Here is a 16162-nt window from a genome sequence, read left to right as displayed (position 1 = left end):
ACCTCTCCTCGTTGTCGCCGCCCGCGCCGGGCGGCATCCTTCAAGTCATGAACAATCAACATGACATATTGCGCCTGCTGCGCAACCTAATCCGCATCGGCACAGTGAGTGCCGTCGACCTCGATAACGGCCTGTGCCGTGTCGAAACCGGCGGCAATCTTACCGATTGGCTCAACTGGTTAACCTGTCGCGCCGGGCGAACCCGCAGCTGGTCGGCGCCTTCCGTCGGCGAGCAGGTGCTGATCTTTGCGCTGGGTGGCGAACTCGATACCGCTTTTGTGCTGTGCGGCATTTTCTCCGATGACTTCCCGGCCCCGTCTGCGTCGGCGGATGCGCTGCATATCGCGTTCCCGGATGGCGCGGTCATCGAGTATGAACCGGAAATCGGCGCGCTGAGCGTGTCCGGCATTAAAACCGCCGACGTGCAGGCGTCGGAGTCCATCACCGCCAGCACAAAAGTGGTGATCGTTACGGCTGACAAAATCACGCTCGATGCGTCGGAGGTGATCTGCACCAACAAACTCACCACCGGCATGCTGGAAGTGCAAAAAGGCGGGGCGATGCGCGGGAGCATTGAGCACAGCGGCGGTACGTTCTCATCCAACGGTGTTGTTGTTGATACGCACACCCACGGTGGCGTCCAGACCGGCGGCGGCCAAACGGGGAAACCAACATGAACAGCGCCAAATATATCGGCATGAACCGAGGCACCGGCCGCACGCTGACGGACATCGAGCATATTCGCCAGTCCATGGCGGACATCCTTATCACGCCGCAGGGTTCACGCCCGATGCGCCGGGCTTATGGCTCGTTGCTCACTGAGCTGCTCGACCAGCCGCAGAACGACGCGCTGCGCCTGCAGATTATGGCTGCCTGCTATAGCGCGATTTTGGCGTGGGAGCCGCGCGTTAAGCTGACCGGCATCGCTTTTAATACCACTTTTGACGGCAAGATGGTGATCGACATCACCGGCACCCGCACCGATGCCCCCGGCGCGCTGTCGCTGTCTGTTCCTGTGAGCTGAAACCATGGCAACTATCGATTTAAGCCAACTGCCCGCGCCGATCGTCGTTGAGGTGCTGGATTATGAAGACATTTTGGCAGAGCGTAAGGCTATGCTGATTTCGCTTAACCCGGAGGAACAGCGGGAGGCCGTCGCGCGTACGCTGTCGCTGGAGTCGGAGCCGATCGTTAAGTTGCTGCAGGAGAACGCCTACCGCGAGGTGATTTTACGCCAGCGCGTCAATGATGCCGCTAAAGCGGTGATGCTGGCGCACGCCACCGGCGAAGATCTCGACCAGCTCGGCGCCAACTTCAATACGCCGAGGCTGGTGATCACCCCGGCGGATGAAAGCACTATCCCGCCGACACCGGCAATCATGGAAACGGATGAAGATTACCGCCTGCGCCTGCAGGATGCTTTCGAAGGCATGAGCACAGCGGGATCGGCCGGTTCCTACCGTTTTCACGCCCGCTCGGCCGATGGCCGGGTGGCTGATGTGACGGCAATCAGCCCATCACCGGCTAACGTGATCGTCACCGTGTTGTCGCGGGACGGCGACGGCACCGCCAGCCCCGAATTGTTGCAGGTTGTCCGCGATGCGCTGAATGATGAGGACGTGCGCCCGGTTGCCGATCGCGTCATCGTGCAAGCGGCCAAAATAACCCGCTATGGCATTGTTGCCACGCTGTTTCTCTATCCCGGCCCGGAGGTTGCGCCGATCCTCACGGAGGCCAAACAACGTTTGCAAAATTATGTGCTGACCATGCGCCGCTTAGGCCGCAGTATCCGGCGCTCCGGCATCATCGCAGCGCTGACCGTAGAAGGTGTTGAACGTGTTGAGGTTGCTCAACCGACCACCGACATCGTGCTGGATAAAACGCAGGCGGGTTACTGCACCGGCGTGAAAATCACACCGGGGCGCGCCGATGACTAACCGCTTATTGCCTGTCGGCTCATCACCGCTGGAGGTTGCGGCCGCTGCCGCGTGTGCCGAGCTGGAGCGCGTGCCGGTTCCCCTGCGTGATTTGTGGAACCCGAAAACCTGCCCGGTGCATCTGCTGCCCTATCTGGCGTGGGCGTTTTCTGTCGATAGATGGGATGAGGCGTGGCCGGAGGACGTCAAGCGGGGCGTGGTTTCTGCTGCGTTCTATATTCACCGGCACAAGGGCACTATCGGCGCTGTGCGCCGCGTGGTGGAGCCGCTCGGCTACCTGATCAACGTTATCGAATGGTTCCACACCGACGGCGCAGATCCGCCCGGCACCTTCCGGCTGGATATTGGCGTACTTGAAACCGGCATCACCGAGGAAATGTATCAGGAAATGGAGCGCCTGATCGCTGACGCCAAGCCCCTGAGCCGCCACCTGATCGGCCTCAACATTTTGCAGGACATCCCCGGCCGGATTTACACCGGCGCGGCCGCTATTGATGGCGATGTCATTACCGTTTACCCCGGATAAGAGAAAATCATGAGCAAATACAAAGCGATTATTACCACCGCCGGGGCGGCCAAGATTGCCGCCGCCAGCGCGGGCGGCACGCAGTTGAAAATCGTCTCTATGGCCGTCGGCGACGGAAACGGCACGCTGCCGACACCTAACCCGGCACAAACAACGCTCGTCAATGAGAAATACCGTGCGGCGCTCAATGGGCTGACTATTGATAAGGCAGTGAAAAATCACATTCTGGCCGAAATGATTATTCCGGCGAACGTCGGCGGCTTCTGGCTGCGTGAAATGGGCCTCTATGACGAGGCCGGGACGCTGATTGCCGTCAGCAATATGGCGGAGAGCTACAAGCCGAAGCTGGCAGAAGGCAGCGGCCGCACGCAGACGCTGCGCATGATTTTGATTGTCAGCAGTTCCGAAGCGATTCAGGTGATCGCCGGTGATGACACCGTGCTGGCGACAAAAGATTTTGTGGCTGAGGCGATCGCCGCGCATGAGAAAACCCGCAATCACCCGGATGCCAGCACCATAGCGAAAGGGCTGGTACAGTTGAGCAGCGCGACAACCAGTACCGACGAAACGAAAGCCAGCACGCCGAAGGCGCTTAAAACGGTCAGCGATGCCAGCATGAAAAAGGCCGCCAATCTGTCCGACTTGCCAGACAAGGCCGCCGCGCGTGGCAATCTGGCGTTAGGTACGGCCGCGACCAAAAACGTCGGGGTGGATGGCGGGCAGTTGATGGAGGTCGGTGCGTTTGGTCTGGGTGCGGGCGCGCGGGCTTTCGATAACGCTTATTGCAACACTGCGCAAATTTACCGGCTGAATGCGACCTCTGAGAACAAGCCGCCGATCGCTGGAAATATTGCCGCCGGGGTGCTGAGCTTGCCTTGCGATGCCGCACCATCAACGGGCTATGTCAGCGTGTCGGGGTTGGGGCATGGCTTTATTGGCCGTTCTAACCGGCCGGAAAATGGGGTGGTGTGGTCACGGATTTACACCACGGATTACAAACCAACGGCCGCCGATGTCGGTGCATGGAGTAAAACCGAAGCTGACGGTCGTTTTCTGATGCTGTCCGGTGGCACGGTTAAAAAACTGGCTATTAAGCCCGGCAACGCTGAAACGGATGGGGACTCACTGAATATTGAGGGAAACCAGCATACGCCGTTGGTCATGAGCCGCCCTTCAGCACAGAGTAATTTATCAGTCGGTTTCCAAGTCGCCGGGAAGGCACTGATGCGTCTTGGTATGGGGATCGATGACGAGCTGCATTGGGGAGCTGAAGCTAATCAGGGAGCAAATCCGCGTATTTATACGACGGCGAAACCGCCTACCGCGCAAGAAACCGGTGCGCTGACGGATGCGCAGGCTATGCAGAAATATGCGCTGCGATCCATCAAGGTGAACGGCAAACCGTTGAGCGGGAATGTCAATCTGTTTGCCGGTGATGTCAACGCATGGAACAAAACCGAAGCGGATGGCCGCTATGTAAAACAGACCGGCGACACGATGAAAGGGGCGTTAACTCTGCCGCGTATCGTATTCCCGAACGAGAATACCGCCAATGCTGATGATGACTTAAATCGCGAAAATGGCTTTACCGTAGAATCACTGGTTGCCACTACCAATAAGGGCTATCCCGTGCCGGGCGGCATGGGGGTGTTGTTTACCGGCAAAGTGAACGAATTCCGCAATGTGCAATTTGCCGTAGGCTCCGGCGATATGGCGTTTTATTTGCGCTCGATGCGAAAAGACAACTCGGCTTCGCTCCGCTGGGCGCGAGTTTATACGACGGACTACAAACCGACGGCGGCTGACGTTGGCGCGCTGACCGACGCGCAGGCCGCGCAGAAATACGCGCTGCGCTCTATCAAGGTGAACGGTAAGCCGCTGTCCGCCGATGTCAATTTGTTGGCCGCTGACGTTAACGCGTGGAATAAAACCGAAGCAGATGGCCGCTATCTGGCGAAGACCGGCGGGCAGCTAACCGGGACGCTAAAGACCAGCGCGGAGATCCAATCTACCCACATTGATAATTATCGCATGGTCGGCGGTGGGTTCGGTTCCTTCTGGCGCAATGACGGCAACCGACTTTACCTTCTGCTGACAAAAGAAAACGACCAGTACGGCACATTCAACAACCTGCGTCCGTTCTCTGTGGATGTCAGAACCGGTGCCGCCGCCTTTGAGTCAGGTATGCATATCGGCGGTAACTGGCCCGCGATCACCACATCCAGCGGGACAACGTGGCATCCGGACGGCAACGTTCAGGGCAGCTGCTGGGGCGGCTACCTCAGCAACTGGCTTAATAAAAATATCTCGGCTGCGCAGAACAATGCGCAGAACTGGGCCTATCAGAATTTGGTTCAGGGTGTGCGCATGGCCGGGCGCACGGTTATCGCGGATACCGGCGGGCGCATCGATTTACCGTCGGGCTGTGTTTATACGGGTATGTCCGGCTCAAACTACAACCCCTCAATCTGGGGCGCTTATTCAGCGGTTCAGGTGCTGATTAACGGCACATGGGCAACAATTGGAACGGTGTAAAATGCAACACATTAAGAATTTGATGAGATACACGCCGGAAGAATTATTCCTCGGCGAGAACGTGATTTATCTTCAGGATGATAACGGTATTGACTGGTACGCTGCGCAAAAATTGTTTTCGCCGGACACCGTAAAACTGGCTTATGACGAAAGCGGCATTATCTGCGCGATTAACAGCGATGTGTCGATGCTGTGGCCGATTGGCTTATCGGTTATTGAGCTGAACCCAACGAAACTGCCAAAGCGCTGTCTGGCTAATGGTGAGTGGGTGTTTGACGGTAAGAAGGTGAGCCCGCGCGCCTATTCTGCCGAAGAAATGATGGCGAGGGCTGAAGCCAGAAAAAATGAATTACTGGCGATCGCGGGTAAGGCTGTTGCGCCGCTTCAGGATGCTGTTGATTTGGATATGGCGACCGAGGCAGAAAAAGCGCTGTTGGCGGACTGGAAAAAATACCGCGTGACGCTGAATCGTCTTGATATGTCAGCCCCGGAAATTGACTGGCCGGTGGCGCCCGCCGCCTAAGAAAAAAGCCCGCAGCGATGCGGGCTTTTGTATTTGCGGTATTCCCTGATGTTGCCGCATCTACCTTTCGACATTACCCCGCCCGGCTAAAATCCGTCCAATTGATTGCATAGATCAATACAGCGTTATTGATCGGCGCGAGCGATCGTTATTTCCTCAAAATCTCCCAATCCGGCCCGGCCTGTTGTCTGGTCGGCCTTCCAGCACCCACCGCGTGCGGCCCGGCGCGCCGGGCGTCATCATGCCTGCACCTACTCACCACCCGGAGCAAATTAATGGGCGATTATCATCACGGCGTGCGCGTCGTCGAAATCAACGACGGCACCCGCGTTATTTCCACCGTATCGACGGCAATCGTCGGCATGGTCTGCACGGCGGAGGATGCCGACGCGTCGGTTTTCCCGCTCGATACCCCGGTACTTATCACCGATGTGCTGGCCGCCTCCGGCAAGGCCGGTAAAAAAGGCACGCTGGCGGCGTCGCTGCGGGCGATCGCCGAACAGGCGAAGCCGGTCACGGTGGTTGTTCGCGTTGCCACCGGCAAAGACGCTGCGGAAACCACCTCCAACATCATCGGCGGCGCGAACGCTGAAGGCCGTTACACCGGCATGAAAGCGCTGTTATCTGCACAGGCTGAGCTGGGCGTTAAGCCGCGCATCCTCGGCGTGCCGGGGCTGGATAATCAGGAGGTCGCGACGGCGCTGGCCGGGATTTGCCAGCAGTTGCGCGCGTTCGGCTATATCAGTGCCTACGGCTGCAAAACCGTGCAAGAGGCGATTAAGTACCGCGACAATTTCAGCCAGCGCGAGCTGATGCTGATCTGGCCGGATTTTGTCAGCTGGAACACCACCGCCAACCAGAGCGACATCGCCTATGCCACCGCCCGCGCGCTGGGCCTGCGTGCCAAAATCGACACGGAAACCGGCTGGCATAAGACGCTTTCAAACGTCGGTGTTAACGGCGTGACCGGCATCACCGCCAGCGTGTTCTGGGATTTGCAGGCGCCCGGCACCGATGCCGACCTGTTAAACCAAGCGTGCGTCACCACGTTGATCCGCAAAGACGGCTTTAAATTCTGGGGTTCCCGCACCTGTTCCGATGATCCGTTGTTCCTGTTCGAGAACTACACCCGCACCGCGCAGGTGCTGGCCGATACCATGGCCGAGGCGCATCTATGGGCTGTTGACCGCCCGGTAACGCCTACGCTGGTGCGCGACATGATTGACGGTATCAACGCGAAATTCCGCGAGCTGAAATCCGCCGGGCTGATTATCGACGGTAATTGCTGGTACGACGAAAGCGCCAACACTGTCGCAACCCTGAAGGCGGGCAAGCTGTTTATCGATTACGACTACACGCCGGTGCCACCGCTGGAAGATTTAACCCTGCGCCAGCGTATCACCGATCGCTATCTGGCGACGTTTGCGGCATCAGTGAGCCGCTAAAGGAGACGTTAGAACATGGCACTGCCGAAAAAACTGAAATACCTGAACCTGTTCAACGACGGCTACAGCTACATGGGCGTGGTGTCCTCGCTGACGCTGCCGAAGCTCACCCGCAAGCTGGAGAAATACCGGGGCGGTGGCATGAACGGTGCGGCCTCCATCGATATGGGGCTGGACGATGACGCGCTGGCCGTTGAGTGGTCGATGGGCGGCATTGATGAGCTGGTGTTGAAGCAGTGGGGCGCCGTCGATGCCGTGCCGCTGCGCTTTGCCGGTTCCTTCCAGCGTGACGACACCGGCGAGGTGTCCGCTGTGGAAGTGGTGATGCGTGGCCGCCACAAAGAAATTGACTTTGGCGAGTACAAGCAGGGTGAGGATACCGAAACCAAAGTATCCACCGAGTGTACTTACTTCAAGCTGACCGTGGACAGCAAAGAGCTGATCGAGGTCGATACCGTGAACATGGTCGAAAAGGTCAACGGCGTTGACCGCCTGGCCGAGCATCGCAAGGCGATCGGCCTGTAATTTGGGCGCCAGCCCGCCGGGCTGGCCCTTTTCCCCCTGATTTGAGAGAACACCATGAAAGACGTAAAAGAAAATACCGTTACCCTCGATACCCCGATCCAGCGTGGTGAAACCACCATCACCGAGGTGCAGGTGATTAAACCGAACGCGGGCGCGCTGCGCGGCGTCGGGCTGGCGGCGATCGCCAACGCCGACGTTGACGCGCTGCTGGTTGTGCTGCCGCGTGTGACCGTGCCGAACCTGACAAAAGAAGAATGCGCGCGCCTTGAGCTGCCGGATTTGGTGGCGCTGGCCGGGAAAGTGGTCGGTTTTTTGTCGCCGAACTCGGCAGCGTAATCCCCGACGCCCGGCTGGGCGTTGATGACCTGATGGCGGACATCGCGGTGATCTTCCACTGGCCGCCGTCTGAAATGGCCGGAATGACGCTCACGGAGCTGTTGAACTGGCGCCATTTGGCACTACAACGCAGCGGAGTTAATCACGATGAGTAAAAGCCTGCAGCTACAGGTGCTGCTGAAGGCCGTAGACCAAGCCACCCGCCCGCTAAAGAGTATCCAACAGGCAAGCAAACAGCTTGCCGGTGACATCAAAACCACGCAGCAAACCCTCAAGGCTCTGGACGCGCAAAGCGCCCGGATTGAGGGATTTCGCAAGGCGCAGGGACAGCTTGCCGTTACCGGCAAGGCACTGAAGAAAGCCAAGGAAGAGGCGGCCGCGCTGGCCGTCCAGTTCAAGGCGACGGAAAAGCCCACGGCGCAGCAAGCGCGCTTGCTGGAGGCATCAAAGCGCGCCGCCGCCGAGCTGCAAACGAAATACAACGGCCTGCGCCAGTCGGTGCAGCGCCAGCGTGACGCGCTCAACGCTGACGGCATCGCTACCCGGAACCTGAGCGCAGAACAGCGCCGGTTGAAGGCCAGCGCCAGCGAAGCCACGACAGCGCTTGGCCGCCAGCGCGGCGAGCTGGATCGCCTGAGCAAGAAACAAGAGCAGGTTAATCGCGTCGGCGCGCGTTACCGGGCCGGGCAATCGGCAACTGCGGCTGTCCGTAATACCAGCGCGGCCGGGCTGGGTATCGCTACCGCCGGGCTGGTCGCTGAAGGGGCGTTTATTGCACCGGGGGTGCAGTTCGACAGGCAGATGTCAGACACGCAAGCCACGTTAGGGCTGGCGAAAAATGACAAGCAATTGGCCGCCATTCGCCAGCAGGCGCGGGATATTGGCGCCACGACCGCGTTTTCGCCGACGGACGTCGCGCGCACGCAATCCGTATTGGCGAAATCCGGCTTTAACGGCGATGCCATTCTGAAATCGACCGAATCAACGGTAAATCTGGCGCTGGCCTCCGATCTGGACATCGCCGACGCGGCCGACATCATCACCAACATGCAATCGGCGTTTAACATGCCGATAGACGAGATCCAGCGCGTCGCGGATGTGATGACCAAAGGTTTCACCAGCTCGAACAGCAACCTGATGGATTTTGGCGAGGCGATGAAGTACGTCGCGCCGATCGCCGAGGCGGCCGGGGCCAGTATCGAGGACACCACCGCCTTGCTGGGCGTGTTGGCAGATAACGGCATCAAGGGGTCTATGGCCGGTACGGCGGCCAGTGCGATGTTTACGCGGTTACAGGCGCCCGTCGGGCAGGCGGCTGATGCGTTGTCAGAATTGGGCGTAAAAACAAAGGACGGCAAAGGGAACATGCTGCCGATCGCGAACATCCTCAAGAAAATTAACGGCTCGTTTAAAACCAACAAGCTCGGCACCGCGCAGCAGGCCGAATACCTGAAAGTCATGTTCGGCGAAGAGGCGATGAAAGGCGCTATCAAGCTGATTGACGCCGCCGGTAACGGCAAGCTGAGCGAAAAACACAGCACCGTCACCCAGTCAAAAGGGGCTACGGCCCAGATTGCCCGAGTGAAGGTGGACAACCTCGACGGCGACCTGAAAAACCTGTTTTCGGCGTGGGAGGACGTGCGCATTGAGGTGTTCGACGGCCAGAACTCAGCGCTGCGCAAACTCACGGTTTCCGCCACCGAATGGCTCACCAAGGCGGGGGCATGGGTGAAGGCCAATCCTGAGCTGGTCGGCACGCTGGTGAAAGTCACGGCGGGCGTTACGGCCCTGATCGGTGGCCTCGCTGCGCTGGGCCTTATTGCATGGCCGGTGATGGCCGGGGTCAATATGTTGATCGCCGGGGCCGGGCTGCTGGGAACGGTCTTTACCACCGTCGGCGCCGGGATTGCGGCCGCATTCAGTGTGATCACCCTGCCGGTGGTCGCGGCGGCGGCGGTGATTGCCGGTGTGGCGTTGACTATCCGTAAATATTGGGAACCTATCAGCGCCTTTTTAACGGGTATTGGCGAAGGCTTCAGCGCCGCTTTTGCGCCGATGCGCGCCGCGCTTGTCCCGCTGGCTGGCGCATTTACGCCGCTGCTGAGCATGGTGCGCAACGTCTGGCAGTGGTTCGGCAAGCTGATCGAGCCGGTGAAATCTTCACAGGCCGAACTCCAGAACGCCGCGCGCTATGGGCGCATGTTCGGTGAATGGGTCGCGGCCGGATTGAGCCTGCCGCTGCAGCTGTTGGGCGGATTGCCCGGCCTGCTGACCGGCATCTGGGGCGTTGCGAGCGGCATTGCAGAGCGTGCCGCCGCCGTCTGGGACACCATCGGCGAGCGTGTTAACGCGGCATGGCTGGCGCTGAGCGCCGCCACGTTTCAGGCATGGGATCGGCTGACCGGCTGGCTTAATGGCAAATGGAAGGGGCTAGTAAACGGCGCTAAAGCACTGCCGGGGCAGTTCAAAGAAGCCGGGATGAACATGATTAACGGGGTCATTGACGGCATTAGCGAGCGCTGGCAGGCGCTGAAAGACAAGTTTTCAGGCCTCACGGATATGCTGCCGGACTGGATGAAGTTTGGCGACGATGAGGCGGAGGTTAACCCGGCGATTTCATACAATCGCCCGGTGCCTGAGCTGATGCCGGGGCCGGGCTATGCAGGGGCATTCGACAAGGGCGGCATTATCCCGCGCGGCCAGTTCGGCATCGTCGGTGAGCGTGGCCCGGAGATTGTCAACGGCCCGGCCAATGTCACCGGGCGCCGGAAAACGGCGGCGCTGTCGGCGGCGATGTTATCGCTGTCAACGCCGGTGATGGCGTCGGTCCCGGCTGCTGCACCTGCCACGGTGCCAGCCCCGATCACGATTCAGGTGTACGGCGCCCCCGGCCAAGACGCGGCATCTATTGCCCGCGAAGTTTCGCGCCAGCTTGAGACCGAACGACGCAAACAAGCGGCCGCCGCGCGCAGTCGCATGAACTACGAAGGGTAAAACCATGATGTTAACGCTGGGCCTGTTTGTTTTTATGCTGCAGACGCTGCCGTATCAATCCATGAGCCGCAACGCGGAATATCGCTGGCCGAGCAACGCCCGCGTTGGCCTGCGCCCGGCGGCGCAATTTCTGGGGATGGATGAGGAAAAAATCACGCTGTCTGGGGTGCTGCTGCCGGAGATCACCGGCGGCCGCTGGTCACTGCTGACGCTGCAACTGATGGCCGAGCAGGGCCGGGCGTGGCCGCTGATTGAAGGCACCGGCACGATTTACGGCATGTTTGTGATCGAGTCGATTTCTGAAACGCATTCTGAGTTTTTCGCCGACGGCAGCCCGCGCCGCACAGAGTTCACGCTCAACCTGAAGCGGGTCGATGAATCCCTGTCTGCGATGTTTGGCGATCTGCGCCAGCAGGCCGGGGAACTGTACGATAAAGCCGGAGAGATGGCCGGGAAGGCCGCCGGTGCTATGGGAGGATTGTTATCATGATCACCGGCGTAAGCCTGCCAGCGGGGGCGCGAGTTGCCCCGGATTTCTCGCTGTTGCTACAGGATAACGACATCACGCAGAACATCCGCAAGCGGCTGATTTCTCTGTCGCTGACGGATAACCGGGGCTTTGAGGCCGACCAGCTCGACATCGAGCTGGACGACAGCGACGGACTGATGGCGATGCCTCAGCGCAATGCGGTGCTGTCGCTGGCGCTCGGCTGGCAAGGCTTGCCATTGACGCCAAAAGGCCAGTTTACGGTCGATGAGGTCGAACACCGGGGCGCGCCGGACACGTTGACTATTCGCGCGCGTAGTGCGGATTTTCGCGGCTCGCTGAACACCCGGCGCGATGAGTCCTACCACGACACCACCCTGGGCGACATTGTGAAGAAGGTGGCTGCGCGCAATAAGCTGAAAGCCTCGCTGGCCGCCGGTCTGGGTACCATCAAAATCAGCCATATTGACCAGACGCAGGAGACGGACGCGGCATTTATTACCCGGCTGGCAACGCTCAACGGCGCGGTGGCGGCGGTGAAAAATGGCGCTCTGCTGTTGTTGCGACCGGGGAACGGCGCCACGGTAGGTGGGAAGCCATTGTCGGTGTATACCATCACCCGGCAGGATGGCGATCAGCACAGTTTCAGCATTGCCGATCGGGATGCCTACACCGGCGTAACGGCGAGCTGGCTCAATACAAAACAGCCGAAGCCGAAGAAAGTGAAGCTGCAGCGCAAGCCAAAAGAGCAGCATTTGCGCGCGCTGCAACACCCGAAGGCGAAGCCGGGCAGCAGTAAAAAACCGGGGAAACCGGCGGAGGCGGCGAAAGGCGACTATCTGGTGGGGGCTGACGATAACGTGTTTGCGATCACCAAAATTTACGCCACCAAGGCCGCCGCGATGCGCGCCGCACAGGCCAAGTGGGAAAAGCTTCAGCGCGGTGTGGCTGAGTTCTCACTGTCGCTGGCGGTGGGGCGGGCTAACATCACGCCGGAAACGCCGGTACGCGTCAGCGGGTTTAAAGCGGCGATCGATGCGCAAGACTGGATAGTGAGCAAAGTCACGCACAATTTGAGTAACGGAGGTTTTACGACGGCGCTGGAGTTTGAGGTTTTGCTGTCGGATGTGATTTATGACGTACATGACTTCGCTTTATGAATTTGTAAATTAGATTAAAGCTAATTCAAATCCAGATCACAGAGCGTATTATCGTGGCAAGAGCCATTGATGAGGAATTAATAATGTTCCATTGCCCATTATGCCAGACTGCGGCCCATGCCCGTACCAGCCGCTATCTGAGTCAGCACACGAAAGAACGTTATCACCAGTGCCAAAATATTAACTGCGGCCACACGTTTAAAACGATGGAGACCTATGACAGTGCGATTATGACGCCGGGGCAGGTCAGGGCTGTTCCCCCGCATCCGGTTGGCGCTAGTGTGGCAGGCCAACAGCAGGTTATGTGGATGTGATCAACTGAGAGAGACAAACCCGCTTAATGCGGGTTTTTTATTGGAATGCGTACATTGGGCTGGCAACTATCTTATGTCGGGGTGTGTGATATGGGGAGAGATTCAAAAAAACAGAGCGACACTTTTGCGACACTGATGTTGATGGTAAGAAAAAAGCCACCCTGAGAGGTGGCTTAATTATATGATTTTAAAGCTAAAATTTGGTGGCCCCTGTTGGGTTTGAACCAACGACCAAGCGATTATGAGTCGCCTGCTCTAACCACTGAGCTAAGGGGCCAAGCCGCGAGATTATAGGGAATCCTTAAGCGGCGGTCTACTGTTACCCGCCCGTATGTTGCTTTTCTGCACAGTTCTAGCCTGTTGTAATTGCTGGCGGATTTTGCGATAACCGCAGTAAATCCCTGCAATGGACTCACGATACTCATGGAACTTCTGGCGCCTGGCCTGCGGGTGGTGTTTTGCGGCATCAACCCCGGCCTTTCTTCCGCCCATCAGGGCTACCCTTTCGCCAACGGCAGCAACCGCTTCTGGAAGGTGATCCATCAGGCAGGCTTTACCGAGAGCCAGTTGGCACCGGAGCAGTGGCAGCAGCTGAAGGATAACGGCTGCGGCATTACCGCGCTGGTGGCGCGCCCGACGGTGGCGGCCAGCGAGCTGTCGCGCGACGAGTTGCGCAGCGGCGGTGAGGCGCTGCAAGAGAAGATCCTGCGCTACCAGCCGCGCGCGCTGGCGATTTTAGGCAAGCAGGCGTTCACCACCGCCTTCGGGGTGAAAAACGCGCCCTGGGGCAAGCAGGCGATGATGCTGGGGCAAACCGAGGTGTGGGTATTGCCCAACCCCAGCGGCTTGAACCGCGCCACGTTGGAGCAGCTTACCGCCAGCTATCGCGAGCTGTTCCTGGCGCTGCAATGACATAAGGGAGTATGCGATGACATCGATAATGAAAGGCTGTGTGATGGCGCTGTTATTGGTGACCGGCGCTGCACAGGCGGGGCATTCGCCACAGGAACATTCGCCACAGGAAGCGCGCAACAAGCAGAACGTGCTGGAGTTTTATCGGCAGGGGCTGAACAACAAGGATTTTGCGGCGGCGCGGCCGTTTTTGGGCGAACAGTACAAGCAGCATAACCCCAACGCCAAAGACGGCGTGGCGGGTTTTCGTCAATTTGTCGAGCTGCTGAAAACGCGTTATCCCAACTCGCACAGTGAGGTAAAACAGGCGTTCGTCGACGGTGACTATGTGATTTTGCATGTGGAAGTCAGCGGGCGCGAGGCCGGTAAAACCGCGGCGATCATCGATATCTTCCGTCTCGACAGCGCCGGAAAAATCGTTGAGCACTGGGACGTGACGCAGCCGGTGCCGGAGAAAACCGCCAGCGGCAACAGCATGTTCTGAGGCATAAAAAAACCCCGGTAGGCCGGGGTTTTTGTTTTGAGTGCAACCGCCGGACTTAGTCGTCCAGGAAGCTGCGCAGCACTTCGGAGCGGCTTGGGTGACGCAGCTTGCGCAGCGCCTTGGCTTCGATCTGACGAATACGCTCACGGGTAACGTCAAACTGCTTGCCAACCTCTTCCAGCGTGTGGTCGGTGTTCATGTCGATGCCGAAACGCATGCGCAGCACTTTCGCTTCGCGCGCGGTCAGGCCGGCCAGCACGTCGTGGGTGGCGGAACGCAGGCTTTCCGAAGTCGCGGAATCCAGCGGCAGCTCGAGGGTGGTATCCTCGATGAAGTCGCCCAGATGCGAATCTTCGTCGTCGCCGATCGGCGTTTCCATCGAGATTGGCTCTTTGGCGATCTTCAGCACTTTGCGGATCTTGTCTTCCGGCATCAGCATGCGCTCGGCCAGCTCTTCCGGCGTCGGCTCGCGGCCCATCTCTTGCAGCATCTGGCGCGAAATACGGTTGAGCTTGTTGATGGTCTCAATCATATGCACCGGGATACGGATGGTGCGCGCCTGGTCGGCGATGGAGCGGGTGATAGCCTGACGGATCCACCAGGTGGCGTACGTCGAGAACTTGTAGCCGCGGCGGTATTCGAACTTGTCTACCGCTTTCATCAGGCCGATGTTGCCTTCCTGGATCAGATCCAGGAACTGCAGGCCGCGGTTGGTGTATTTCTTGGCGATGGAAATAACCAGACGCAGGTTGGCCTCAACCATCTCTTTCTTCGCGCGGCGAGCTTTCGCTTCACCGATCGACATGCGACGGTTGATGTCTTTGACCTGCTCGATGGTCAGGCCGGTTTCTTCTTCGATCTGACGCAGTTTCTGCAGGCTGCGCTGCACGTCTTCAGCCACGTCTTTCAGCTTTTCCGACCATGGCTTGGCCATCGCCAGTGCGGCTTCGAACCAGGAATCGCTGGTTTCGTTGCCGGCGAACAGAGTGACGAAGTTTTTCTTCGGCATTTTGCACTGTTCAACGCACAGCTTCATGATGATGCGTTCCTGGGTGCGAACGCGGTCCATCATGGTGCGCATGCTGTTGACCAGGAAGTCGAACTGTTTCGGCACCAGGCGGAACTGCTTGAACACTTCAGACAGCTTCAGGATCTCGTCCGCGGCGCTGGCATGGCTGCGGCCGTTCTTTTTGATCACCAGACGCGTCGCTTCATACTGATCGCGCAGTTCGGCGAACTTCTGACGCGCCAGCTCAGGATCGATGCTGTTGTCGTCTTCGGTGTCGTCGTCTTCGGCATCCTCATCTTCTTCGTCGTCGTCTTGCTCTTCGCTCGACAGTTCGGAACCGATGTGGGTCGCGGTTGGGGCGATGTCCTCTTCCGCGTTAGGATCGACGAAGCCGGTGATCAGATCGGACAGGCGCGCTTCGCCCGCTTCGACGCGATCGTACTGCTCAAGCAGGTAGGTGATGGCTTCCGGGTATTCGGCAACCGAGCACTGCACCTGGTTGATGCCGTCTTCGATGCGCTTGGCGATGTCGATTTCGCCTTCGCGCGTCAGCAGTTCGACGGTACCCATTTCGCGCATGTACATGCGCACCGGGTCGGTGGTGCGGCCGATTTCGGATTCCACGCTGGACAGAACCTGTGCGGCGGCTTCTTCCGCATCTTCGTCCGTGCTGTTCGAGTTTTCGGCGAGCAGCAGGTCATCGGCGTCCGGTGCTTCTTCCATCACCTGGATGCCCATGTCGTTAATCATCTGGATGATGTCTTCGATCTGATCGGAGTCGACGATATCTTCCGGCAGATGGTCATTGACCTCAGCATAGGTCAGATAGCCTTGCTCCTTACCACGGGTGACAAGTAGCTTCAGCTGTGACTGCGGGTTTTGCTCCATAAGACGGTATCCACACTTCAGAGTATTTAGGTTGGTGTCGGTCGGCGAAACCGCCAACAATAGCATTTGGGGCGTTTTCGTTATCGC

At 58.7% G+C, this 16162-nt stretch carries 17 protein-coding genes and 1 tRNA gene; 16 read left to right on the top strand and 2 right to left on the bottom strand.

The window, feature by feature from the left end; translation table 11 throughout:
• Positions 1-47: 47 nt before the first annotated feature.
• The 14 genes from ACJ8IP_RS17460 (at position 48) to ACJ8IP_RS17395 (ending at position 12782) form a co-directional block, all read left to right on the top strand.
• Complete coding sequence (locus ACJ8IP_RS17460; protein WP_442524467.1) at positions 48-677, top strand: phage baseplate assembly protein V; 630 nt, start codon at positions 48-50, stop codon at positions 675-677.
• Positions 674-1024: a GPW/gp25 family protein gene (locus ACJ8IP_RS17455; RefSeq protein WP_442524466.1), complete on the top strand. Its 351-nt coding sequence runs from the start codon at positions 674-676 to the stop codon at positions 1022-1024. The genes ACJ8IP_RS17460 and ACJ8IP_RS17455 overlap by 4 nt, the downstream gene beginning before the upstream one ends.
• A gap of 4 nt (positions 1025-1028) precedes the next feature.
• Positions 1029-1937, top strand: a complete 909-nt coding sequence (locus ACJ8IP_RS17450; RefSeq protein ID WP_442524465.1) for a baseplate assembly protein — start codon at positions 1029-1031, stop codon at positions 1935-1937.
• Complete coding sequence (locus ACJ8IP_RS17445) at positions 1930-2463, top strand: phage tail protein I (RefSeq protein WP_015379109.1); 534 nt, start codon at positions 1930-1932, stop codon at positions 2461-2463. Before ACJ8IP_RS17450 ends, ACJ8IP_RS17445 begins: the two co-directional genes overlap by 8 nt.
• A 9-nt stretch (positions 2464-2472) precedes the next feature.
• Positions 2473-4998, top strand: coding sequence for a phage tail-collar fiber domain-containing protein (locus tag ACJ8IP_RS17440; RefSeq protein ID WP_442524464.1), 2526 nt, complete (start codon positions 2473-2475; stop codon positions 4996-4998).
• 1 nt (position 4999) lies between these two features.
• Positions 5000-5521, top strand: a complete 522-nt coding sequence (locus tag ACJ8IP_RS17435) for a tail fiber assembly protein (RefSeq protein ID WP_442524463.1) — start codon at positions 5000-5002, stop codon at positions 5519-5521.
• 275 nt (positions 5522-5796) lie between these two features.
• On the top strand, positions 5797-6966 hold the full coding sequence (locus tag ACJ8IP_RS17430) for a phage tail sheath protein (protein WP_442524462.1): 1170 nt from the start codon (positions 5797-5799) through the stop codon (positions 6964-6966).
• A gap of 15 nt (positions 6967-6981) precedes the next feature.
• On the top strand, positions 6982-7491 hold the full coding sequence (locus tag ACJ8IP_RS17425) for a phage major tail tube protein (protein WP_171884903.1): 510 nt from the start codon (positions 6982-6984) through the stop codon (positions 7489-7491).
• 54 nt (positions 7492-7545) lie between these two features.
• Positions 7546-7827: a phage tail assembly protein gene (locus ACJ8IP_RS17420; RefSeq protein WP_060457476.1), complete on the top strand. Its 282-nt coding sequence runs from the start codon at positions 7546-7548 to the stop codon at positions 7825-7827.
• Between the two features lie 32 nt (positions 7828-7859).
• Positions 7860-7982 (top strand): GpE family phage tail protein, encoded by a 123-nt coding sequence (locus ACJ8IP_RS17415; RefSeq protein ID WP_023456045.1) that lies wholly within the window; start codon positions 7860-7862, stop codon positions 7980-7982.
• The gene (locus ACJ8IP_RS17410) at positions 7975-10821 is read left to right on the top strand and encodes a phage tail tape measure protein (protein WP_442524461.1); all 2847 of its coding nucleotides are present in this window, start codon (positions 7975-7977) and stop codon (positions 10819-10821) included. Before ACJ8IP_RS17415 ends, ACJ8IP_RS17410 begins: the two co-directional genes overlap by 8 nt.
• A 4-nt stretch (positions 10822-10825) precedes the next feature.
• Positions 10826-11311 carry a phage tail protein gene (locus ACJ8IP_RS17405; protein ID WP_015379102.1) on the top strand — a complete coding sequence of 162 codons (486 nt, stop codon included), beginning with the start codon at positions 10826-10828 and terminating at the stop codon, positions 11309-11311.
• Complete coding sequence (locus tag ACJ8IP_RS17400; RefSeq protein WP_442524460.1) at positions 11308-12468, top strand: phage late control D family protein; 1161 nt, start codon at positions 11308-11310, stop codon at positions 12466-12468. Before ACJ8IP_RS17405 ends, ACJ8IP_RS17400 begins: the two co-directional genes overlap by 4 nt.
• 83 nt (positions 12469-12551) lie before the next feature.
• Entirely contained in the window at positions 12552-12782 is a 231-nt protein-coding gene (locus ACJ8IP_RS17395; protein WP_033644586.1) for a DNA-binding transcriptional regulator, read from the top strand.
• A 201-nt stretch (positions 12783-12983) separates the two neighbouring features.
• On the opposite strand, the gene ACJ8IP_RS17390 is transcribed toward ACJ8IP_RS17395, so the two are convergent.
• Positions 12984-13059, bottom strand: a tRNA-Ile gene (locus ACJ8IP_RS17390).
• 146 nt (positions 13060-13205) lie between these two features.
• On the opposite strand from ACJ8IP_RS17390, the gene mug reads away from it, so the two are divergent.
• A complete protein-coding gene (gene mug / locus ACJ8IP_RS17385) occupies positions 13206-13694 on the top strand; it encodes a G/U mismatch-specific DNA glycosylase (protein ID WP_033644588.1) in 489 nt (162 codons plus the stop codon).
• Between the two features lie 16 nt (positions 13695-13710).
• Positions 13711-14178, top strand: coding sequence for a nuclear transport factor 2 family protein (locus ACJ8IP_RS17380; RefSeq protein ID WP_042785405.1), 468 nt, complete (start codon positions 13711-13713; stop codon positions 14176-14178).
• Between the two features lie 55 nt (positions 14179-14233).
• On the opposite strand, the gene rpoD is transcribed toward ACJ8IP_RS17380, so the two are convergent.
• Entirely contained in the window at positions 14234-16075 is a 1842-nt protein-coding gene (rpoD, locus tag ACJ8IP_RS17375) for an RNA polymerase sigma factor RpoD (protein ID WP_025304326.1), read from the bottom strand.
• Positions 16076-16162 lie beyond the last annotated feature (87 nt).

Origin of the sequence: Serratia sp. CY52157 (genome assembly GCF_052168495.1) — a bacterium.
Classification (GTDB): domain Bacteria; phylum Pseudomonadota; class Gammaproteobacteria; order Enterobacterales; family Enterobacteriaceae; genus Serratia; species Serratia ureilytica.
Note: the sequence above shows the minus strand (reverse complement) of the source record. Positions and strands in the feature narration are given on the sequence as shown.

Coding starts and splice junctions, on each gene's coding strand:
- ACJ8IP_RS17380 (WP_042785405.1), top strand. CDS start 13,711: ATGACATCGATAATGAAAGGCTGTGTGATGGCGCTGTTATTGGTGACC.
- ACJ8IP_RS17455 (WP_442524466.1), top strand. CDS start 674: ATGAACAGCGCCAAATATATCGGCATGAACCGAGGCACCGGCCGCACG.
- ACJ8IP_RS17420 (WP_060457476.1), top strand. CDS start 7,546: ATGAAAGACGTAAAAGAAAATACCGTTACCCTCGATACCCCGATCCAG.
- ACJ8IP_RS17460 (WP_442524467.1), top strand. CDS start 48: ATGAACAATCAACATGACATATTGCGCCTGCTGCGCAACCTAATCCGC.
- ACJ8IP_RS17440 (WP_442524464.1), top strand. CDS start 2,473: ATGAGCAAATACAAAGCGATTATTACCACCGCCGGGGCGGCCAAGATT.
- ACJ8IP_RS17450 (WP_442524465.1), top strand. CDS start 1,029: ATGGCAACTATCGATTTAAGCCAACTGCCCGCGCCGATCGTCGTTGAG.
- ACJ8IP_RS17400 (WP_442524460.1), top strand. CDS start 11,308: ATGATCACCGGCGTAAGCCTGCCAGCGGGGGCGCGAGTTGCCCCGGAT.
- ACJ8IP_RS17445 (WP_015379109.1), top strand. CDS start 1,930: ATGACTAACCGCTTATTGCCTGTCGGCTCATCACCGCTGGAGGTTGCG.
- mug (WP_033644588.1), top strand. CDS start 13,206: ATGGAACTTCTGGCGCCTGGCCTGCGGGTGGTGTTTTGCGGCATCAAC.
- rpoD (WP_025304326.1), bottom strand. CDS start 16,075: ATGGAGCAAAACCCGCAGTCACAGCTGAAGCTACTTGTCACCCGTGGT.
- ACJ8IP_RS17405 (WP_015379102.1), top strand. CDS start 10,826: ATGATGTTAACGCTGGGCCTGTTTGTTTTTATGCTGCAGACGCTGCCG.
- ACJ8IP_RS17395 (WP_033644586.1), top strand. CDS start 12,552: ATGTTCCATTGCCCATTATGCCAGACTGCGGCCCATGCCCGTACCAGC.
- ACJ8IP_RS17415 (WP_023456045.1), top strand. CDS start 7,860: ATGGCGGACATCGCGGTGATCTTCCACTGGCCGCCGTCTGAAATGGCC.
- ACJ8IP_RS17410 (WP_442524461.1), top strand. CDS start 7,975: ATGAGTAAAAGCCTGCAGCTACAGGTGCTGCTGAAGGCCGTAGACCAA.
- ACJ8IP_RS17435 (WP_442524463.1), top strand. CDS start 5,000: ATGCAACACATTAAGAATTTGATGAGATACACGCCGGAAGAATTATTC.
- ACJ8IP_RS17425 (WP_171884903.1), top strand. CDS start 6,982: ATGGCACTGCCGAAAAAACTGAAATACCTGAACCTGTTCAACGACGGC.
- ACJ8IP_RS17430 (WP_442524462.1), top strand. CDS start 5,797: ATGGGCGATTATCATCACGGCGTGCGCGTCGTCGAAATCAACGACGGC.